Raw genomic sequence first — 19,180 nt, forward strand, 5'->3', positions numbered from 1 at the left:
GGACACTCCCTTTCTATTACTTATATGTATCTGTTTCTATCCTATAATAAGAACGAATTTGTATTGTTTTGTTCATAAACCATACCTCTCATTATAAACAAATTAAAACAGAATATGCTACCCTTAACAGCGTAATTTAAGAAATTTTAGAGCCGTCCCTTCATAAATCGGCTGATGTGCGAAAACAAAGCCGCCGGCATATGCGCCGGCGGCCCGCTTCTTTCTATAAAGACTCTTGTTTTTCGGCGCCGAATACAGACATGGCGAGCAATTCACTGACATCATAAGTGCCGATCGCGTCTTCGGCTTCTTTCGCTTTCGTACCGTCACCGAGCATGGTCAGACAGTAAGGACATCCGGAGCTGATGACCGTCGGACTGACAGAAAGCGCCTGCTCAGTCCGGGCCGTGTTGATTCTCGCTCCCGTTTCTTCTTCCATCCACATGAGCCCTCCCCCGGCGCCGCAGCACATCCCGTTTTCGCGGCTGCGCTCCATTTCCTTCAATTGAACGCCCGGAATGGCTTTTAAGATCGCTCTCGGCGGCTCATACACTTCATTGTATCTTCCTAAATAGCACGAGTCATGGAAGGTAATCGTTTCATTCACCGGGTGAAGCGGTTTTAGTTTCCCCTGTGACACAAGCTCGGCTAATAATTCAGTATGATGATAGACTTCGGCCCGGAATCCGAAATCAGGATATTCATTTTTGAACATATTATAGGCGTGCGGATCAATCGTGACGATTTTTTTGATCCCGTGTTTTTCAAATTCGCCGATGTTGTGTTCCGCCAGCTCTTGGAACAGAAACTCGTTGCCCAAACGGCGCGGCGTATCGCCTGAGTTTTTTTCCTTATTGCCGAGAATCGCAAAGGATACGCCCGCTTCATTAAGCAGCTTTGCAAATGAGACGGCAATCTTTTGGCTCCTGTTATCGTAGGAACCCATTGAGCCTACCCAAAACAAGTAGTCGAACGCTTTGTCTTGTTTTTTCATTTCTTTCACTGTCGGAATCTCTGTATCAGCCTGCTCCCTCCAGTTCTCCCGCTCTTTCCGGTTTAAGCCCCACGGGTTTCCCTGTCTTTCAATGCTTGTCATGGCCCGCTGCGCGTCGCTGTCCATCTTCCCTTCCGTAAGCACAAGATAGCGGCGCAGATCGATAATTTTATCAACGTGTTCATTCATGACCGGACATTGATCCTCACAGTTGCGGCAAGTGGTGCACGCCCAAATCTCCTCTTCCGTGATGACCTCGCCGATTAAGCTCGGGTTGTAATCAATGGCTGCCGCCGCTTCACGCGATCCTCCCCCTGAGGAAGCCGCGGCGAGCTGATTCGCTTTCGTGTGCTGAAAAACGGGCGCGGGCACCCACGGAGATTTTGACGTCACGGCAGCGCCTTTTTCCGTCAAATGGTCTCTGAGCTTTAAAATGAGGTCCATCGGCGAGAGCATCTTGCCCGTACCGGAGGCCGGACACATATTTGTACAGCGGCCGCATTCGACGCAGGCGTAAAGGTCGACAAGCTGAGAGCGGCGGAAGTCTTCAATCTTTCCGACGCCGTAGCTTTCTTTCGTCTCATCGGTGAAATCGATTTTTTCCAGCTTTCCTTTTGAATCCAGCCTGCTGAGGAACACATTCGCCGGACCCGCAATTAAGTGCGCATGCTTTGATTGCGGCACGTACACTAAAAAGCTGAGCAAAAACAAAAGATGAAGCCACCATGAAACATAAAACACGGCGGCGGCCGCCGGCGCTGAAAGACCGCCGAGCACAATCGCAATGGAGGAGGCGATCGGCTCCGTCCAAGACAGAGAATGATCGTGCCATAAAAGGTTCATGGCGTTCCCGAGAAGCACCGTCACCATCAGTCCGCCGATAAACAGCAGGACAAGCCCCGCTTTAAACCCGCGTTTCAGTCTGACGAGTTTTTCAATGTAGCGCCGGTAAAACGCCCAGACTACGGCGATTAAAATCAGAAACGTGACGATTTCCTGAAAAAAAGTAAACGCCGGATAAAGCGGACCGAACGGCAGATGGCGGTCAGGAAGCAGCCCTTTCAGAATAAAATCAATTGCGCCGAACTGAACGAGTATAAAACCGTAAAAAAACAGAACGTGGATGATGCCGCTCTTTTTATCTTTCAGCAATTTTTTCTGTCCGAATACATTCACCCATATCTTCTGAAGACGTTCTTTCAGGCGTTTATCAAATTCTTCCCTTTGGCCGAGCTTAATATAAGCGATCCTCGTTCTGATCAGGTAAACGAATAAATAAACGGCGTAAGCGGTTACAGCTGAAAACAGCAGCGCGTTTACCATGAGAAATGCGTTCATCTTGTCTCCCCCTTTGTTCTGATACCCCTCTTCATTGTCATATCTTTACTTTATCATAAATAATGAATGAGTGTTCAGTCAATAATTAAATTCACATTCTCAGGGCACACTACGAATACTTCGGAAAGGAGCGTCGGTATGAAGGTCATTTTTGTGTTGCTTGTCATTTTTATCATATTGATCGCACTTATGCTGCTTGATATGCTGCTTGGCCGGGCGGCGTACAAAAAACAGGCGTATGAGCCCGTTTTTGACCCGAAAAAGAGTGATATCACACTCATTCACTGCGGCAGCGAGCTTGTGCGGCAGATGACGGCTGATATCCGCCAAGCCGTCTCTTCTATTCATATGATGTTTTTTATTATGAAGAACGATCAAGTCAGCCATGAGATGTTTGATTTATTGAAGGAAAAGGCCCAGGCCGGCGTCTCCGTATATCTGCTGCTCGACTGGGCGGGCAGCCGCCAAGTGAAAAAGCCTTCCATTCAAACGATGAAAAAAGCCGGCGTCCACGTTCATTTTCTAAATAAACCGGCATTTCCGTTTCTTTTTTTCAGGCTGCAAAAACGGAATCACCGGAAAGTGACCGTCATTGACGGCAAAATCGGCTATGTCGGCGGTTTTAATATCGCTGAAGAGTACCTCGGCAAAAAAGCGAAGTTCGGAAACTGGGAGGATTATCACCTGCGGATGACCGGCGAAGGCACGGCGGATCTTCAGACTCTTTTTGTAAGCGATCTGAAACGAAACACCGGAAAGGCACCCGGATCACCCGGGGTTTATCCCGCATTATCCGAAGGGAATATCTCTCATAGGACATATGCATCTGACGGTTTTTCGCTTGAATCGCATTATGAAAACTGCATCCGTAAGGCGGAGAAAAAAATCATTATCGGCACGCCTTATTATGTACCGAGCAAAAAGCTTCAGGAAGCGCTTATTTCAGCCTGCCGAAAAGGCGTCAAAGTCATCTTGATCGTGCCGATGAAATCAGACCACCCGCTCGTTCGGGAAACAGCTTTTACCTATTATCCCGAGCTTCTGAAGGCCGGCTGCCTCATCTATCGGTATTATCAAGGCTTTTATCATGTCAAAGCTTTCATTATTGATGACCGCATCAGCATTATCGGCACGCCGAATTTTGATAAACGGAGCCTGTTCTGGAATGAAGAGGTGAATGTCATCATTCATGATGAAGCCTTTACAAAGGAAGTGCTTTCAACCATAAAGCAGGACATCGAAAAATCCGAGCTTCTCACATTAGAAAAAGTGAAACAGCGCTCCGTCAGACAGCTTCCTGCAGAATGGCTGGGAAAGGCCATATCTTACTTTTTATAAAGGAGAAACCATATGCTGTTCAGATTCGGATTCGTCGCAAACGCCATGTGCCTTTGGGACGCGTCACCCGCAAAAACCTTAACATATGCGCGCTATACCAAGCTTTCCCGCAGTGAGCGGAAAGAGGCCCTGCTTTCTGTGACGAAAGCCAATCTCACCAATACGCTGCGCACCATCCACTATGTGATCAGCCACGGCATCCCGCTGTACAGGTTCTCAAGCTCGATTGTGCCGCTCGCCACCCATCCGGATGTGCTGTGGGATTTTGTCACGCCGTTTCGCCAGGAGTTTCGTGAGATCGGCGGGCTGGTCAGAAAATATGACCTCAGAACGAGCTTTCATCCGAACCAATTCACGCTTTTTACAAGCCCGAAACAGGAGATTACCGCAAATGCGGTCAAGGATATGGCCTATCATTATGACATGCTGGACGCAATGGACATCGCGGACCGTTCCGTCATCAACATCCATGTCGGAGGCGCTTACGGTGACAAACAAAGCGCGCTTGGCCGTTTCCGCGTGAATCTGAAAGAACTTCCCGATGTCATCAAACAGCGGATGACTTTAGAAAACGATGATAAAACATATACGTCCGAGGAAACACTCAGTATATGTGAGCAAGAAGGCATTCCGTTTGTGTTTGATTATCACCATTTTTACGCCAATCCGACCGATGACGCTGATTTAGATGACATTCTTCCGCGGATGATCAAAACATGGCAGCGGATCGGCTTAAAGCCGAAGGTCCATCTCTCCTCGCCAAAATCAGAATCAGCCGTACGCAGTCATGCGGACTATGTAGATGCGAATTTTATTCTGCCGGTGCTGGAGCGGTTCAGACAATGGGATACGGACATCGATTTTATGATTGAGGCGAAAGAGAAAGACCGGGCGCTGCTCCGGCTCGTCGAAGAATTAAGCGCCATCCGCGGAGTCAAACGCCTGGCGGGCGGAGTGCTGAAGTGGAAGGCATAACCAGGTTTATCACCCGTTTATATGGGGAATTTCCGAAATAACAGACCATCAGACGGAGGAGAAAACATATGAAAAACATTACATCTTTGAAAATAGTTGCTAAGAAGTTCACTTTACGTAACATGCTTCAGCTTTATCAGCTTTGCCACACGGGAGGCCACGAGCTGTATATCTACTCTAAAAAAACGATGTGCAAAATCAAAGATATCATTGAGCTGGAAACGTTCAGAATGGCCCATAAAGAACAAGAATATTTAATTGTAGTGGAAGGAAAGAAAGCGGTGCAGCTTGTTGACCGTTTCAAACATATCATCGAACCTGCGCAAAAAGAAGCCCATTAAATACGGACTACATAAAAAAAGGATAGACAGGAGGCTGCCCGGCCCCCGCTCGTCTATCCTTTTTCTTTTATTAATGAATCAGCTCGCCGAATTGGGCCTGATGAAGTCTCTGGTACATGCCGCCGGATGCCAGCAGTTCCTTATGATGACCTTGTTCAGCGATGCCATCTTTCGTGACGACGACGATCCGGTCCGCATCCTTAATCGTAGCCAGCCGATGGGCGATCACAAGCGTTGTGCGTCCTTCAGACAGCTCTTGCAGCGATTTTTGAATGGCGGCTTCCGTTTCTGTATCGAGGGCTGATGTAGCCTCGTCTAAAATTAAGATCGACGGGTTTTTCAAAAACATTCTGGCGATGGAAAGCCGCTGCTTCTGCCCGCCTGACAGCTTCACGCCGCGCTCGCCGATCACCGTGTTTAAACCGTCGGGATACCCGTTTACCAAGTCCTCTAAATGCGCCTGGCGGACGGCCTGCCAGATTTCTTCCTCAGACGCGTCGAGCCGCCCGTAAGCAATGTTTTCCCGCAATGTGCCGGAAAACAGAAAGACATCCTGCTGGACGACGCCGATTTGTCCGCGCAATGATGACAGCGTCATGTCCTTAATATCGATTCCGTCGATGGAAATCACGCCTTCAGACGGCTCATAAAAGCGCGGCAGCAGACTTGTCAGCGTTGATTTTCCCGCTCCCGAAGGCCCGACGAATGCGACTGTCTCCCCGGCATGAATAGACAAATTGATTCCCGACAGAACCGGACTGTTTTCTTCGTAACCGAACGACACACCATCATAACGGATATTCCCTTTTAAACCGGACACATGTCTCGCGTTCGGGGCGTCCTTGATATCAGGCTCCGTTTCCAGTATTTCTATAAAGCTTTTAAAACCGGCAATGCCTCTCGGATACATCTCAATAATCGCGTTGATTTTATCAATCGGACGGAACAGAACGTTCGTCAGCAGCACAAAAGCGACGAATTCCCCGTAAGATAACGATCCGCGGATCACGAACCATGTGCCGCACAATAAGACGAACAGCGTGACGAATCTTGTCAGCATGTAACTGATCGAGCCGTTTTTCGCCATGATTTTATATGACGTCAGCTTTGTTTTGCGGAAACGCTGATTGTTCACGTCAAACCGCTGCGTTTCAAACGCTTCATTGCTGAAAGCCTGAACAAGACGGATGCCGCCGATATTGTTTTCAACCCTCGCGCTGAAGTCTCCGACGTCTTTGTTCAGTTTTGTAAACGCAGAGGTCATTTTTTTATTGAAATACAAAGCAAGCCAAATGACGACCGGCATAATGATAAAAGTCAACAGCGCGAGCTGCCAGTTAATAAACAGCATCACACCGAACGCGCCCAAAATCGTCATGATCGCGATAAACAGGTCTTCAGGCCCGTGGTGGGCGGTTTCTCCGATATACATCAAATCATTGGTGAGCTTGGACATTAAACTGCCCGTTTTGTTGTTATCGTAAAATTTGAACGAAAGCTTTTGCAGATGGTCGAAAAGCTTTTTCCGCATATCGGTTTCAATGTTAATGCCGAGCATATGGCCCCAATACGTCACAACATACTGAAGTGCCGAGCTGAGGGCGTAGACCCCGAATAAAGCAGCGGAAGTCAAAATAATCAGACTCCAATCCCGCCCCGGAAGCAATGTATCGATAAAGTAATTGACAATCAGAGGAAAACTCAGCTCCATCAATCCGCCGGCGATGGCAGAAAAGAAGTCGAGAAAAAACAGCTTTTTGTACGGTTTATAATAAGAAAAAAATTGTCGCAGCACGATTCCGTCCTCCTAGTGCCTCGTTCTTAATGATAATATTTCTCAATTATACTATACACAAGGAGTTTTAAAAGCGTTTTTTATAACACGCCGGAAAATAACCGTGCGAAGGATTCCTTCGTTCTTTCCCATAATGTGCGCTTATAGAAACGGACGGGGCTGATTTTTTCAGACTCCTTCATATCCTCCAGATAATGCGCTTCAAGATCTTTGATCGCCTCTTGATCTGTAAAAAAGACATTGACTTCAAAGTTCAGCTGAAAGCTTCTCATGTCCATATTCGCCGTCCCGACAGAGGCGAGGTTTCCGTCAGTGATGAGCACCTTTTGATGCATAAAGCCTTTTTGATAAGAATAGACTTCGATTCCTTCGCGAAGAAGCTCGGGGAAATACGATCTCGTCGCGTACTGGGTTAAAAATCCGTCATTGGTTTCCGGCACCATGACACGCACCCGGACGCCTCTGGCAGCAGCCTCCTTTAGCGCTGTGCGGATCGGCTCATTCGGCACGAAATAAGGCGTCGCGATCCATACAGACGATTCGGCCGCCGCTATCATGGCATAATACAGATCGCTCATCCGCTCCTTCATATCGGGGCCTGTCGGCACGACTTGATAGACGCCGCCGCTTTCTGCCGCAACCGGGCGGGTATATGCTTTCCGATCAATCAGCACCTCATCCGAAACGTATTCCCAATCAAGCATAAAAATGCTGTGGAGCGTCTGAACGATTTCTCCTTCGACTTTCATATGAGTGTCCCGCCAAAAGCCGACATCTTGGTCTTTGCCGATATACTCCTTGCCGACATTCAGCCCGCCGACAAAACCGACTTTCCCGTCAACGATGACGATCTTGCGGTGATTTCTGAAATTGAATTTTTGGTTGAAAAAACCGTATTTCAGCGGCAGAAACGGGACGATGTTCACGCCCGCGCGTTTCAGTTTTTTAATATCTTTTCCGGCCAGCTTCAGGCTGCCGGCCGCGTCGAACAAAAACCGCACTTCCACACCTTGACGCGCCTTTTCCATCATAATGTCCATCATCTTGTGCCCGAGCATGTCTGATTTGAACATATAATACTCAATATGTATAAATGACGCGGCCTCCCGGAGCGCCTCAAACAGCTCCGGAAATGTTTCATCCCCGTTTTTGAGCACCTTCAGCCTGCTTTTTGTATTGATATTCATATGGGACGCCTTGATTGAATATTGAAAGAAACGCTTCTGATTTCCTTTCAGCCCGGTCAGATCGGGAGTTTGTTCCATATCAAATATCGTTCTCAGCTTTTCCCGGTTGTATGTCCGTTTCGACCTGAACAGCTTGCCTTTTTCATAAAGCTGGCCGGAAAAAAGGTAAAATAAGTACCCGGCGATCGGAAAAAACACAAGAATATGAATCCATAACAGCGTGTGCTGCGAGGTGCGGTTTTCAAGAATTAACGAATAGATGCTGAACAAAATAATGCTTGCATAGCAAAGCACCCCTCCGTAAAACTCAAGCCTGGAAACCGGAAAAAACCATATGACATATGCTCCGATAAGCATCATATATAAAAAGCAAAATTCCAGTCTCCTTTTCAGCATCCCGACTCTCTCCCATCTGATCCGATATCTCTGTATACCCTCTGTTTTCCGGCCTGTAAACATATGAAAAAGCCTCTCCGCATGAGCGGAAAGGCTTATGATGAAGCTTCCTGTGATTGGCCGGGTGTGATGTTCTGAAGCAATGCCGGATTGAGCGAGCAGCTGCCTTTGATTTTATTTTTGAAGATGCCGATGATCAGACCGGTGACCGCTATCGACACTAAGGAGAAGAGCCCTTTCAGCAACCCGACGGAAAAAATGCCGGCCAGCACGACGCCAAAATCGAAGAGGAAATTAACGGCACCCGGATTCCATCCGCAGCGCTTTTGCAGAAATAAAGCGAGGATATTGGCGCCGCCGAGCGATGCCTGATGATAAAACATGAGCGACAAGCCCAACCCGATCAGCGCCCCTCCGCAAATCGCCCCGGCAAGCGGTGAAACAGAGACCGGCGGCAGCCAGTGATCCGCGCCGGTAAACAGAGTCAGTACTGTGACTGCAAAAACGGTGGATAGAGTGAATTTGATTCCCATTCTGATGAGAGAAAATATATAAAACGGGATATTAATCAGAAAGAAGATAATCGCAAACGAGGAATGAAACAAGTATGACAGGCTTAGTGACAGTCCCGCTGTGCCGCCGGTTAATACATGAGAATGTCTGAGTGTCAGGACGCCGGCGCTTGTCATCAGACAGGCGGCTAAAATGAGGAAAATCCGCTTCATTCTTCACTCTCCTTTTGTTGATGTTATTTCCAAATAAAACATAACAGGAATCCCGGCCGCCCAGCCATTACCTTGGCAGAAAATATCTTATGTTTTTATTTTTTCACCATAAAAAATCCCCCTCTTGCAGGGGGGATTTTTACGTGCGTTTCCGATAGACAACATAGCTGCGGGTCAAATACTTGAGGGGCAGGCTGAACACGTGAACCAATCTTGTAAACGGCCAAAGGATAAAAACGACGTACCCTATGATGATATGAAACTTAAACCATAGCGGGACACTCTCCATCAAAGAAGCGTCAGGCCGGAACAAAACAATTTCCCTGAACCACGGCCCGACTGTTGCCCTGTAATCAAATCCTTTCGAGTCAATGTTGAGGAACGTGGCCGCAACGCCCGACAGCATCATGAACAGCAGCAGAATAAGCGTCAAGATATCCGATGGCGAGCTGCTTTTGCGGATTCTTTTGTCAAACAGCCTTCTGTACGTCAGGATGACAAGTCCGGCACATGCAGCAATCCCCGCCGGCAGGCCTGCGCCGATCGCCATTTTGTGATACATATGCTCTGAAATGCCAAGGGAAGCATACACGCCTTCCGGGATCAGAATTCCCATGACATGTCCGCCGACAACGCACAGCAGTCCCCAATGAAAAAGTGTGCTGCCAGCGGCAAGTTTTTTCTTTTCTAACAGCTCGCTTGATTTCGCCGTCCAGCCGAATTGGTCATGCTGATAGCGGTAAATATGACCGCCGATAAAGATCGTCAATACAATGTATGGCATAACGCCCCACAGGATCTGCCCGCTCATGCCTGAACAGCCCCTTCTTCAGTGCTTTCATGTACACCGATGTTTTCCAGTGCGGCCTGCAGTACGTGCAGCAGCTCAGCATAGATGCTGTTATTTTTTTCGAGACGGGAAGCCAGCTCCCTCACATTGGACAGGTATTTTTCAAACACGCTTCTCGCCGCTTCAATCTCCGCAACCGCAGCGAATTCCAGCATCAGCGGCAGGTAATCAGGCAGTTCTTTCTCTGTCGGCAGGAAACCGGATTGCTGGTAGGTGTTTTTTAAATGCAGCAATTCAATGCCGCGTTCCCTTTGTTCGCCTGAGTTAAAGTAGGTGACGTACATATTCGTTTTTTTTCCGAAATCGAACGTATACACATAGTGTTCAATCAGCGATTGCGGAGAAAAGCCGGCTGCCGCCTCTAAAAAGTGCAGCAATTTCTCCCGGATCTGCTGATTGGTGATGTCATGGATAAGAGCCTTCCAATCGGGAATCTCGGCTCTCCACTCTTCCTCCGGATATGAGAGAAGAACGGAAAGAGCGGAGAACGTCATTTGCCGGTCTGTGGTGTTCATGTTATTACACCTCATTTATGAAAAGTTAGAAACAAGAGCCCGGGCCGCCTGAAAATGATAAGCCGCAGCTCCCTTGTTCAGCATATAAATCTGACACTTCTTCTCGATGGCTGCTCGGGATCACAAAACGGTCATCATATTTGGCGATTGCCAGCAGCCGATACATGTCTTCAATTTGCTGTTCTGTTAAGCCGACACTGGAGACCAATGCCGGGTCGATGGATTTATTTGTCTGAACCGCCCTCATATACTGGCGCATGACAGACATTTTCTTTAACGTGGATCGAATATGATCCGTATCCCCCGCCGTTAACAGCTGCGCCAAATAGTCAATCGGAATTCTCATTTGGTCGATAGCCGGAAAAATCGCTTCCGCCGTTTGCCGGCTGCCTTTTCCTTCAAAGAGATTCATAATGGGGCTGAGCGGCGGAATGTACCACACCATCGGCAGCGTACGGTACTCAGGGTGAAGCGGAAGCGCAATCTTCCAGTCAATGATCATTTTATAGATCGGCGATTGCTGCGCCGCTTCTATCCATTCAGCCGGGATGCCTTGTTCTTTTGCCTGTTTGGCAACCTCGGGATCATTCGGATCAAGAAAAACGCCCAGTTGGGAATGGTAGAGATCCTTTTCATTTTCAACAGAGGCCGCTTCCTCCACTTTGTCCGCGTCATACAGCATGACGCCGAGATAGCGGATTCTGCCGACACACGTTTCGGAGCAGATGGTCGGCAGCCCCGCCTCCAAGCGCGGAAAGCAGAGTGTGCATTTTTCCGCTTTGTTCGTCTGCCAGTTAAAATAGACTTTTTTATAAGGACAGGATGAGACGCAATATCTCCATGAACGGCATGCGTTTTGATCAACAAGCACAATGCCGTCCTCCTCACGTTTGTACATGGCGCCGGACGGACAGGATGACACGCACGCCGGATTGATGCAGTGTTCGCAAATACGCGGCAGATACATCATAAAGACTTCATCGAATTCTGTTTTGATCGATTCCTCCATTTTTTGCACGTTTGGATCTTCAAGCCCTGTAATATGGCCGCCCGCGAGATCATCCTCCCAGTTCGGGCCCCATTCGATATTCATAAAATCCCCCGTCAAGGACGATTTCGGGCGCGCTACCGGCTGGTGTTTTTTCTGCGGGCTGTTTGTTAATGTTTCATAATCATAGTTCCAAGGTTCATAGTAGTCATCAATCGTCGGCTGGTTCGGGTTATAGAAAAGGCCTGCGAGCCGGTTTGTTTTCGGGCCTGATTTCAGTTCAAGCTTTCCTTTTTTTAACGTCCAGCCGCCTTTATATTTGTCCTGGTCCTCCCATTGCTTCGGGTAGCCGATACCGGGCTTTGTTTCTACATTATTGAAGTACATATATTCCGCACCGGAACGGTTTGTCCACGTGTTTTTGCAGGTGACGCTGCACGTGTGGCAGCCGATGCATTTATCCAAGTTCATGACCATCCCGATTTGCGCTTTAATCTTCAAGCCAATCGACCTCCTTCAGCTTGCGGATGACGACATTCAGATCGCGCTGATTCCCCGTCGGACCGTAATAGTTAAAGCCGTAACTGAGCTGTGCATAGCCCCCGATCATCTGGGTCGGCTTGACGTGAATCCTTGTCGGGCTGTTATGGGTGCCTCCGCGGTTATTCGTCAGTTTTGTGCCGGGCACATTGATGTGGCGGTCCTGGGCATGGTGCATAAACGCCATTCCTTTAGGAATCCGGTGAGACAAAACCGCTCTCGCGACGACAACGCCGTTTCGGTTGAAGCATTCAATCCAATCGTTGTCTTTGATATCCGTGTCCTCTGCGTCATCTTTATTCATCCACACGGTCGGCCCGCCGCGGAACAGCGTCAGCATCGGCAGAGAATCAAAATACATGCTGTGGACGGACCATTTATTATGCGGCGTCAAATAATTAAGAACGATTTCTTTGCCCTCTTGATCAGGCCGCTTGCTTAGGAACGGACGGTGCTGGAGGATTGGTTTAAATGTCGCCATCGTTTCACCGAATTCCATCATCAGTTCATGATCGACATAATAGGATTGTCTGCCTGTCAGCGTCCGCCACGGAATTAATTTTTCCACATTCGTCGTAAACGGCGAGTACCTGCGCCCTCCTTTTTCTGAACCGGTAAAGGCCGGAGAGGTGATGACCGTTTTCGGCTGGGCTGTAATTTGCTCGAACGTAAAGCATTCTTCCTCGCGCTCTTCCGCCAGGTCTTTCAGCTCCAGATTGGTAATGTTTTCAAGTGATTCCCATGCTTTCACGGCGACTTTTCCATTTGAGGTGGACGACAGGGTTAAAATCGCTTCCGCCGCCAGCTTCGCTTCACTTATATTCGGGCATCCTTTGGCAACGCTGTTTGAATCGGTTTCTCCCAGTCTCTGTTTGAGTGATTCATATTCATCCGCAATCGACCAGCTCATCCCTTTTGTTCCGCTCGGTTTTAAAGCCGTATTAGGGCCAAGCGCGGTCATTTTATGAAAAATGTGTTTGTAATCCCGTTCAACGACATGGATGTTCGGCATCGTTTTTCCCGGAATGGCTTCACATTCGCCCTTGCTCCAATCATTGATTTTGCCGAATGGCTGGGCCAATTCCTGCATGGTGTCATGGAGGAGCGGCGTCGCAACCACTTCTTTCACCGGCTCCAAATCGACTTCTTCTGCCAGATCGGAAACGGCTTTTGACAGCGCCTTAAAAATATCCCAGTCTGACTTCGATTCCCACGGCGCCGAGATGGCCGGAGCAAATGGATGAATAAACGGATGCATATCCGTACTGCTGAGATCGTGTTTTTCATACCATGTCGCCGCCGGCAGCACGATATCGGAATACAGCGCCGTACCCGCCATTCGAAAATCAAGATTGATTAACAAGTCGAGCTTGCCTTCCGGCGCCTGCTCCCGCCATTTGATTTCTTCAGGGCGGATGCTGTCGCTGTCGTCATTCATCAGACCGTTCGTCGTCCCCAGCAGATGCTTGAGAAAATATTCATGCCCTTTCCCTGAGCTCGAGATCAGATTTGCCCGCCATACGAAGAGATTCCTTGGGAAATTCACTTCATTGTCAGGGTCTTCAATCGCGAATTTCAATTTTTTTTCTTGAAGCCGTGAGGCCACGTACGCACCTATGTCTTCAGGTGTCGCCGCCCCCGCTTTCTCAGCTTCTTTGTACAGATCAATGCCGTTTTGATTGAATGTCGGGTAAGACGGAAGCCACCCTAATCGCGCCGCCAGCACATTGTAATCGGCGTGATGCTTGTAGCGGGATGACGCGGCGATCGGTGAAGCCAAGTCACTGATCGGCTGGTCTTCATAACGCCACTGGTCTGTCGCAAAGTAGAAAAACGAGGTGCCGTTTTGCAGCTTAGGCACGCCTTCCCAGTCCTTTGCGGTTGCAATCGTCTGCCACCCTTCAGCCGGACGGAGTTTTTCCTGCCCCACGTAATGGGCCCAACCTCCGCCGTTTACACCTTGGGCGCCTACGAGTAAAACAAGATTTAACACCGCACGGTAAATCGTGTCGGAGTTGAACCAGTGGTTGATCCCCGCCCCTACGATAATCATGGATCTGCCGTCTGTATCAATCGCATTTTGGGCAAACTCCCTGGCAATCTGTATAACGGCTTCTCTTTTAATTCCCGTGATCTGTTCCTGCCAGGCAGGTGTGAACGGACGGGGATCATCATAGGATGCGGCTGATTGTCCGCCGATGCCCCGGTTCACGCCGTAGTTGGCCAATATCAAGTCAAACACGGTCGTGACGTACGTCTCTTCACCGTTCAGGTCCAGTTTTTTAATAGGAAGATCCCGCTCCAGCACTTTGTTTCCGTCATCTGAAAAATACGGAATGCGCACTGAGCCGATTTCGTCCTCTATTCCGAGCACTGAGAGACGGGGCTCAATCTGTTCCCCGGTGTCTTCGTCGATCATGTGCAGATTCCATTTCTGCTGCCCGTCCCAGCGGGAGCCCATTGTGCCTTGCGGTATGGCAAACGCACCTGTCTGTTCATTCCAGACCGCCGGCTTCCACTGATCATTTTTTGTCTGCCGCCCGATGTCTTTTGCATGCAGAAACCGTCCCGCTGTATACACGCCGTTCTCTTTTGAAAGAGTGACGAAGAATGGAAAATCGGTGTATTGCTTCGCGTACTCAATAAAACGTTCAGTTTCTTGGTTCACGTAAAATTCCTGCAAAATGACGTGACCCATCGCCATCGCAAGCGCCCCGTCAGTCCCCTGGCGGATACTCAGCCAGTCATCTGCGAACTTTGAGGATTCCGCAAAATCGGGACTGATCGAAATGACTTTAGCGCCTTTATAGCGGGCTTCCGCCAGAAAATGCGCATCAGGCGTTCTCGTTAACGGAACGTTGGAGCCCCATGTGATGATATAGCCTGAATTGTACCAATCACTGCTCTCCGGAACGTCCGTCTGGTCGCCCCAAATTTGCGGGGACGCCGGCGGAAGATCCGCATACCAGTCATAAAAACTGAGCATTGGGCCGCCGATTAACGACATGAATCGCGAACCTGATGCGTGGCTGATCATGGACATCGCCGGGATCGGAGAAAAACCGACATTCCGGTCAGGCCCGTATTTCATCACTGTATACAGCAGAGAGGCTGAAATCAGCTTCAGCACCTCCGGCCATTCCGCGCGGACAAAGCCGCCTTTCCCTCTTGCCTGTTTATAGGACTTCGCTTTTTCAGGGTTTTCAACGATCGATTTCCAGGCATCCAACGGATTGTGATGCGCCTGCAATGCTTCCCGCCACAAATTGATCAGTACACCGCGCACATATGGATATTTCACACGGAGCGGGCTGTAGATGTACCAAGAAAAACTGGCCCCCCGCGGGCAGCCTCTCGGTTCGAAATCAGGCATATCCGGGCCTGTTGATGGATAATTCAAGTTTTGTCCTTCCCACGTGACAATTCCGTTTTTTACATAAATATTCCAGCTGCAAGAACCCGTGCAGTTGACGCCGTGGGTGGAGCGAACGACTTTGTCGTACTGCCATCTGTTTCTGTATACATTCTCCCAATCACGATCTTCGCTTGTCGTTTGGCTATGGTTATTTGAATGATGTTCGATAGGAGAAAAATAGTTTAATCTCCTGAGCAACGGACTCATTTTCTTTTTCTTCATGATCGTTCACTCCTTCCGAGTCAGGTGATGCTATGTACACTATAAACAGAGACGGCGCGTTTCCTTGTGAACTATGTCACACACTCTGCTTTTTTCACAAAACGTTCACACAGAGCAGCAGGAAGGATTTTCAAACGATATGGGGACGCCCGGCGTCATCAAAAAAAACCGGTTCTGTTTAAGAACCGGGTTCGGCGTTTTCATCCCGTGATGTATGCAGATACCGCAAAAACAACTGATAGGAACAGAAGACATTTTGCTGAAGCATCGCCAAAAAGTTCATTTGCAGCCGCGGATGGTAAGACATCATTTGCTTAAATACGGAATATGGAATATGGAGTACCAGGATATCCGGTGAGGCATTGACTGAGATAAAAGGCGATAAAGAGAGCCCGCCTTTTTCATCAATCGGAAACACATCGCCTTTTTCCCACAGCGCAACGGTTTGCGACCCTTCAGGGAGCCTGCTGTCCGTAAAACGGATATTGCCTTTTAATACAATATAAACGGATTGTGAATGAAGAAAGGATGGAGATTGGTCAGATGAGCCGCGGATAAACGTCCCGTTTTTCAGCAAGGTTTCGACAATGGACAGAGGCACTTCATTAAACATAGGAAGTTGTTTCAGAAATAATAAATAGTCACACTGATTCATAGGAAAGCCTCCTGTGCTAAGGATAGCTTTAGTGTAGCCCGATTGAGCCCGCGCGGCAGTGATGTATTTCACAGCTTGTATGATAAAAGTCACTTATCAGGAGAGTGTATGTACTTATAATGAAATAAAAAGGAGGGTTTCGATGAAGGCGATGATTCCGAAGCAGCACGGCGCATGGGCGATGCTGCTGATTCCATTTTTACTCGGCATGGTCAAGGGAGGCCCGGTTTTCTGGCATGTTCCGCTCTTTCTGGGCTGGCTGTTCCTTTACTTAGCGGTTTATCCCGTTTCGCTCGCTTTGAAAAAGAAACAGCTTCAGCCCTATCAAAAGTGGATATGGTATTACGGTTTTCCGGCCTGCTGCTTTTTGATCATTTCTGTCTATCATAAGCCGCAGCTCGTCTGGATCGGCGTTTTTTTATTGCCGCTGTTTCTCATACATACGCATTATGCCCGCCGAAAAAACGAACGGGCGCTCACGAATGATATTGCGGGTGTTCTGTTCTTTTGTTCAGGCGGGCTTGCGAGCTGCTGGCTGGGAACGGGAATCCTTGACGGCTGGGCCTGGTTTCTATTCTTGCAATCCGCTTTATTTTTTGTCGGGAGTTCTTTTTATGTGAAATCGGTCATACGGGAGAGAAAAAACAGAACCTTTGCATACTGGTCGTGGGGATATCACCTCTTGCTCCCCATTTTATCGGCTTTTCTCGGGGCAGGCTGGGCGTTTCTCGCTTTTATCCCAAGCAGTCTGCGGGCCTGGTTTTTTCACGGAAGAGACTGGCCGGTGAAAACGATCGGCATTCTGGAAATCGTAAATGCCGGCTTCTTTTTCGCCGTCATGTGTATATGTATCACAAGCTGAAAAACAAGGACACCGGCTGCCCTTGTTTTTTTTCAGTCAATATTGCAGATCTCCAGCGGACAATTTTCACACTCGATCTCGCATCGTAAATAGTCCCGCTTGTGCAAAATAATTTTTCCGGTTTCGTCTATCGAAATAACCCCTTGTTTGCGGAGGTCTCCCAGCATGCGGTTGACGCTCTCCCTTGCCGCCGCGCAAAACTTAGCCAAATCCTGATTTGTCAGCACAATGTTAATCAGAATCCCGTCGCTTCGTTCCACCCCGTAGCTGTTTGATAAGCGGATAAGGGTGGAATAGAGCGCCCCCTTTTTGCCGTGAAGAAGCAGGTCCCTGATCTTGGACTGGATTTTTCGAAGATGGGTGCTCATCCATTTCATAAATTCAAACGTCAAAACACCGTTTTGGATCAATTCCTTTTCCAGCTTGTTTTTATTAATGACGAGCACCTCGCCATCCTCTAACACTTTCGCACTGAGCATATATCTCGGCTCATCTGTGAATAGCGTCAATTCCCCGACAATATCGTTTTTTTGGCAGATTCTAAGCGTCAGGTCTTTTCCGTCAGATGTCAGCTTGCCGATTTCAATGAGTCCTGACTGAATCAGATAAAGCTCTTTTGCATCCATTCCTTCTTGAAACAAATAAGTGTGTTTTTTCATTTTCCTTTTCGTACTGATCGATTCCAGCAATTCATGCAGTTCGCGGGAAAGAAGTTCTTTATCGGATTTTCGGACAGAGAGAATATTCATGAGCTCACCTCGAAGAAAGTCACGTTGCGTATGTATATTGTAACGTGACTTGATTTGCACTCACCCAGAAAAAACTAACAATCTTGTGAATGGATCATTATGAATTGAGGCTCTGACTGTTTCTCTCCGTATGTGTTTTCATTCTTTCCTGCCAATACATCCAGATCACAAGAACAAAGCTGGCTAACGCGGCCTCTGAAAGCGCCATAAACCCGATCGCGTATTGGCCTGTTGCCTGAAATACACTTGCCAGAATCAGCGGAGGGAAAAAACCGCCCAGTCCGCCCATAGCAGACACAATCCCGTTGGCAATTCCCGCTTGCTTCGAAAAATAGAAAGGCACCAGTTTAAATACCGTTCCGTTTCCAATCCCTGAGCAGACTGCCACCGTCAGCGATCCAAACGCATAAAGGCCGATCGTCGGGGAGAATGACAGCATGACCCCTGACAGCGTAAGCCCTGCGAAAACGAACATCAGAATACGGAGCGGGCTCAGTTTATCTGCAAGAAACCCTCCCACAGGCCTGAGCAGCGTAGAGACCGCAATAAAGCCGGCCGTCCGCAGACCGGCGTCCGCAGGGCTCAGCCCAAAATGCTCAACCAAAAAATTCGGAAGATAGATGGTAAAGGCGACAAAGGCGCCGAACGTAATAAAATAAAACAGGCTCAACATCCACAGCACATGATTTCGGTAAACGGCTTTCATTTGTGTCTTTATGGAAACTTTGACTTTCTTCTCATGCCGGTCGCCGAACAAAACGTGCAGTAATGCGAAAACAGCCAGCAAAACAAGATACATCTGCACGGTTGCTTTCCATCCCGCGGCTTGAGCGATAACCGGCGCCGCAAAGGTAGTAACGGCGGTGCCGATGTTTCCGGCACCGTAAATCCCATTGACGACACCGTGCTTTTCTTTCGGATAATATTTCGGGAGGGACGTCACTCCGATGGAGAATACCGCTCCCCCGATCCCTAAGAAAAAGCCGCCCGCGATTAAATCAAATAAAGAATCCGCGATACTGATCCAAAATACAGGAAACAAAAGCAGGATGAAGCTGATCATAAACATCAGCCGCGCGCCATACCTGTTCGTTAAATATCCTAAAGGAATACGGAGAAGCGATCCGAGAATAACGGGAATCGCCGTCACCAATGAAATTTCGCCTTTGCTTAAATGAATATCTGATGTCATTTGAGAAATGAGCGATGAAATCAGCACCCACACCATAAACCCTGCCACTAAGCTTAATGACTGCAACGATAATTGAATATGTTGACGATTGATCATTCGGCTT

Annotated in this window: 15 protein-coding genes; 4 read left to right on the top strand and 11 right to left on the bottom strand. The window is 48.4% G+C overall.

Translation table 11 applies throughout. The features are described 5' to 3' along the window. Positions 1-223: 223 nt before the first annotated feature. Positions 224-2,332, bottom strand: coding sequence for a heterodisulfide reductase-related iron-sulfur binding cluster (locus tag V7728_RS03190; RefSeq protein WP_099567161.1), 2,109 nt, complete (start codon positions 2,330-2,332; stop codon positions 224-226). A 138-nt stretch (positions 2,333-2,470) separates the two neighbouring features. Here V7728_RS03190 and cls (V7728_RS03195) point away from each other — a divergent pair, with 138 nt between their 5' ends. From cls (V7728_RS03195) to V7728_RS03205, 3 genes are all read left to right on the top strand, one after another. Continuing rightward, positions 2,471-3,670 (top strand): cardiolipin synthase, encoded by a 1,200-nt coding sequence (gene cls / locus V7728_RS03195; protein ID WP_038460186.1) that lies wholly within the window; start codon positions 2,471-2,473, stop codon positions 3,668-3,670. Between the two features lie 12 nt (positions 3,671-3,682). Beyond that, positions 3,683-4,645 carry a UV DNA damage repair endonuclease UvsE gene (uvsE, locus tag V7728_RS03200; protein ID WP_099567162.1) on the top strand — a complete coding sequence of 321 codons (963 nt, stop codon included), beginning with the start codon at positions 3,683-3,685 and terminating at the stop codon, positions 4,643-4,645. A 68-nt stretch (positions 4,646-4,713) separates the two neighbouring features. After that, on the top strand, positions 4,714-4,986 hold the full coding sequence (locus V7728_RS03205) for a hypothetical protein (protein WP_059367630.1): 273 nt from the start codon (positions 4,714-4,716) through the stop codon (positions 4,984-4,986). 70 nt (positions 4,987-5,056) lie between these two features. On the opposite strand, the gene V7728_RS03210 is transcribed toward V7728_RS03205, so the two are convergent. From V7728_RS03210 to V7728_RS03245, 8 genes are all read right to left on the bottom strand, one after another. Continuing rightward, positions 5,057-6,781, bottom strand: a complete 1,725-nt coding sequence (locus V7728_RS03210; protein ID WP_052827956.1) for an ABC transporter ATP-binding protein — start codon at positions 6,779-6,781, stop codon at positions 5,057-5,059. An 80-nt stretch (positions 6,782-6,861) separates the two neighbouring features. Continuing rightward, positions 6,862-8,364, bottom strand: coding sequence for a cardiolipin synthase (cls, locus tag V7728_RS03215; RefSeq protein WP_007407622.1), 1,503 nt, complete (start codon positions 8,362-8,364; stop codon positions 6,862-6,864). A 95-nt stretch (positions 8,365-8,459) separates the two neighbouring features. Beyond that, positions 8,460-9,089, bottom strand: a complete 630-nt coding sequence (locus V7728_RS03220) for a YitT family protein (RefSeq protein WP_099567163.1) — start codon at positions 9,087-9,089, stop codon at positions 8,460-8,462. Positions 9,090-9,228: 139 nt separating this feature from the next. Beyond that, positions 9,229-9,900 carry a respiratory nitrate reductase subunit gamma gene (narI, locus tag V7728_RS03225; RefSeq protein ID WP_082998264.1) on the bottom strand — a complete coding sequence of 224 codons (672 nt, stop codon included), beginning with the start codon at positions 9,898-9,900 and terminating at the stop codon, positions 9,229-9,231. Further along, positions 9,897-10,454, bottom strand: a complete 558-nt coding sequence (gene narJ / locus V7728_RS03230; RefSeq protein WP_099567164.1) for a nitrate reductase molybdenum cofactor assembly chaperone — start codon at positions 10,452-10,454, stop codon at positions 9,897-9,899. The genes narI and narJ overlap by 4 nt, the downstream gene beginning before the upstream one ends. A gap of 25 nt (positions 10,455-10,479) precedes the next feature. Next, complete coding sequence (narH, locus tag V7728_RS03235) at positions 10,480-11,943, bottom strand: nitrate reductase subunit beta (protein WP_052827959.1); 1,464 nt, start codon at positions 11,941-11,943, stop codon at positions 10,480-10,482. Further along, a complete protein-coding gene (locus tag V7728_RS03240; RefSeq protein WP_099567165.1) occupies positions 11,933-15,619 on the bottom strand; it encodes a nitrate reductase subunit alpha in 3,687 nt (1,228 codons plus the stop codon). The genes narH and V7728_RS03240 overlap by 11 nt, the downstream gene beginning before the upstream one ends. A gap of 178 nt (positions 15,620-15,797) precedes the next feature. Continuing rightward, the gene (locus V7728_RS03245; RefSeq protein ID WP_007407629.1) at positions 15,798-16,274 is read right to left on the bottom strand and encodes a Crp/Fnr family transcriptional regulator; all 477 of its coding nucleotides are present in this window, start codon (positions 16,272-16,274) and stop codon (positions 15,798-15,800) included. Between the two features lie 142 nt (positions 16,275-16,416). Between V7728_RS03245 and V7728_RS03250 the strand changes: the two genes are divergently transcribed. Beyond that, on the top strand, positions 16,417-17,136 hold the full coding sequence (locus V7728_RS03250) for a YwiC-like family protein (protein WP_099567166.1): 720 nt from the start codon (positions 16,417-16,419) through the stop codon (positions 17,134-17,136). A gap of 32 nt (positions 17,137-17,168) precedes the next feature. On the opposite strand, the gene V7728_RS03255 is transcribed toward V7728_RS03250, so the two are convergent. Both V7728_RS03255 and narK read right to left on the bottom strand, forming a co-directional pair. Continuing rightward, the gene (locus V7728_RS03255; protein ID WP_007407631.1) at positions 17,169-17,885 is read right to left on the bottom strand and encodes a Crp/Fnr family transcriptional regulator; all 717 of its coding nucleotides are present in this window, start codon (positions 17,883-17,885) and stop codon (positions 17,169-17,171) included. Between the two features lie 97 nt (positions 17,886-17,982). Then, a complete protein-coding gene (gene narK / locus V7728_RS03260) occupies positions 17,983-19,173 on the bottom strand; it encodes a nitrate transporter NarK (RefSeq protein WP_099567167.1) in 1,191 nt (396 codons plus the stop codon). Positions 19,174-19,180 lie beyond the last annotated feature (7 nt).

This window comes from Bacillus sp. JHAA (genome assembly GCF_036961585.1).
Classification (GTDB): domain Bacteria; phylum Bacillota; class Bacilli; order Bacillales; family Bacillaceae; genus Bacillus; species Bacillus velezensis.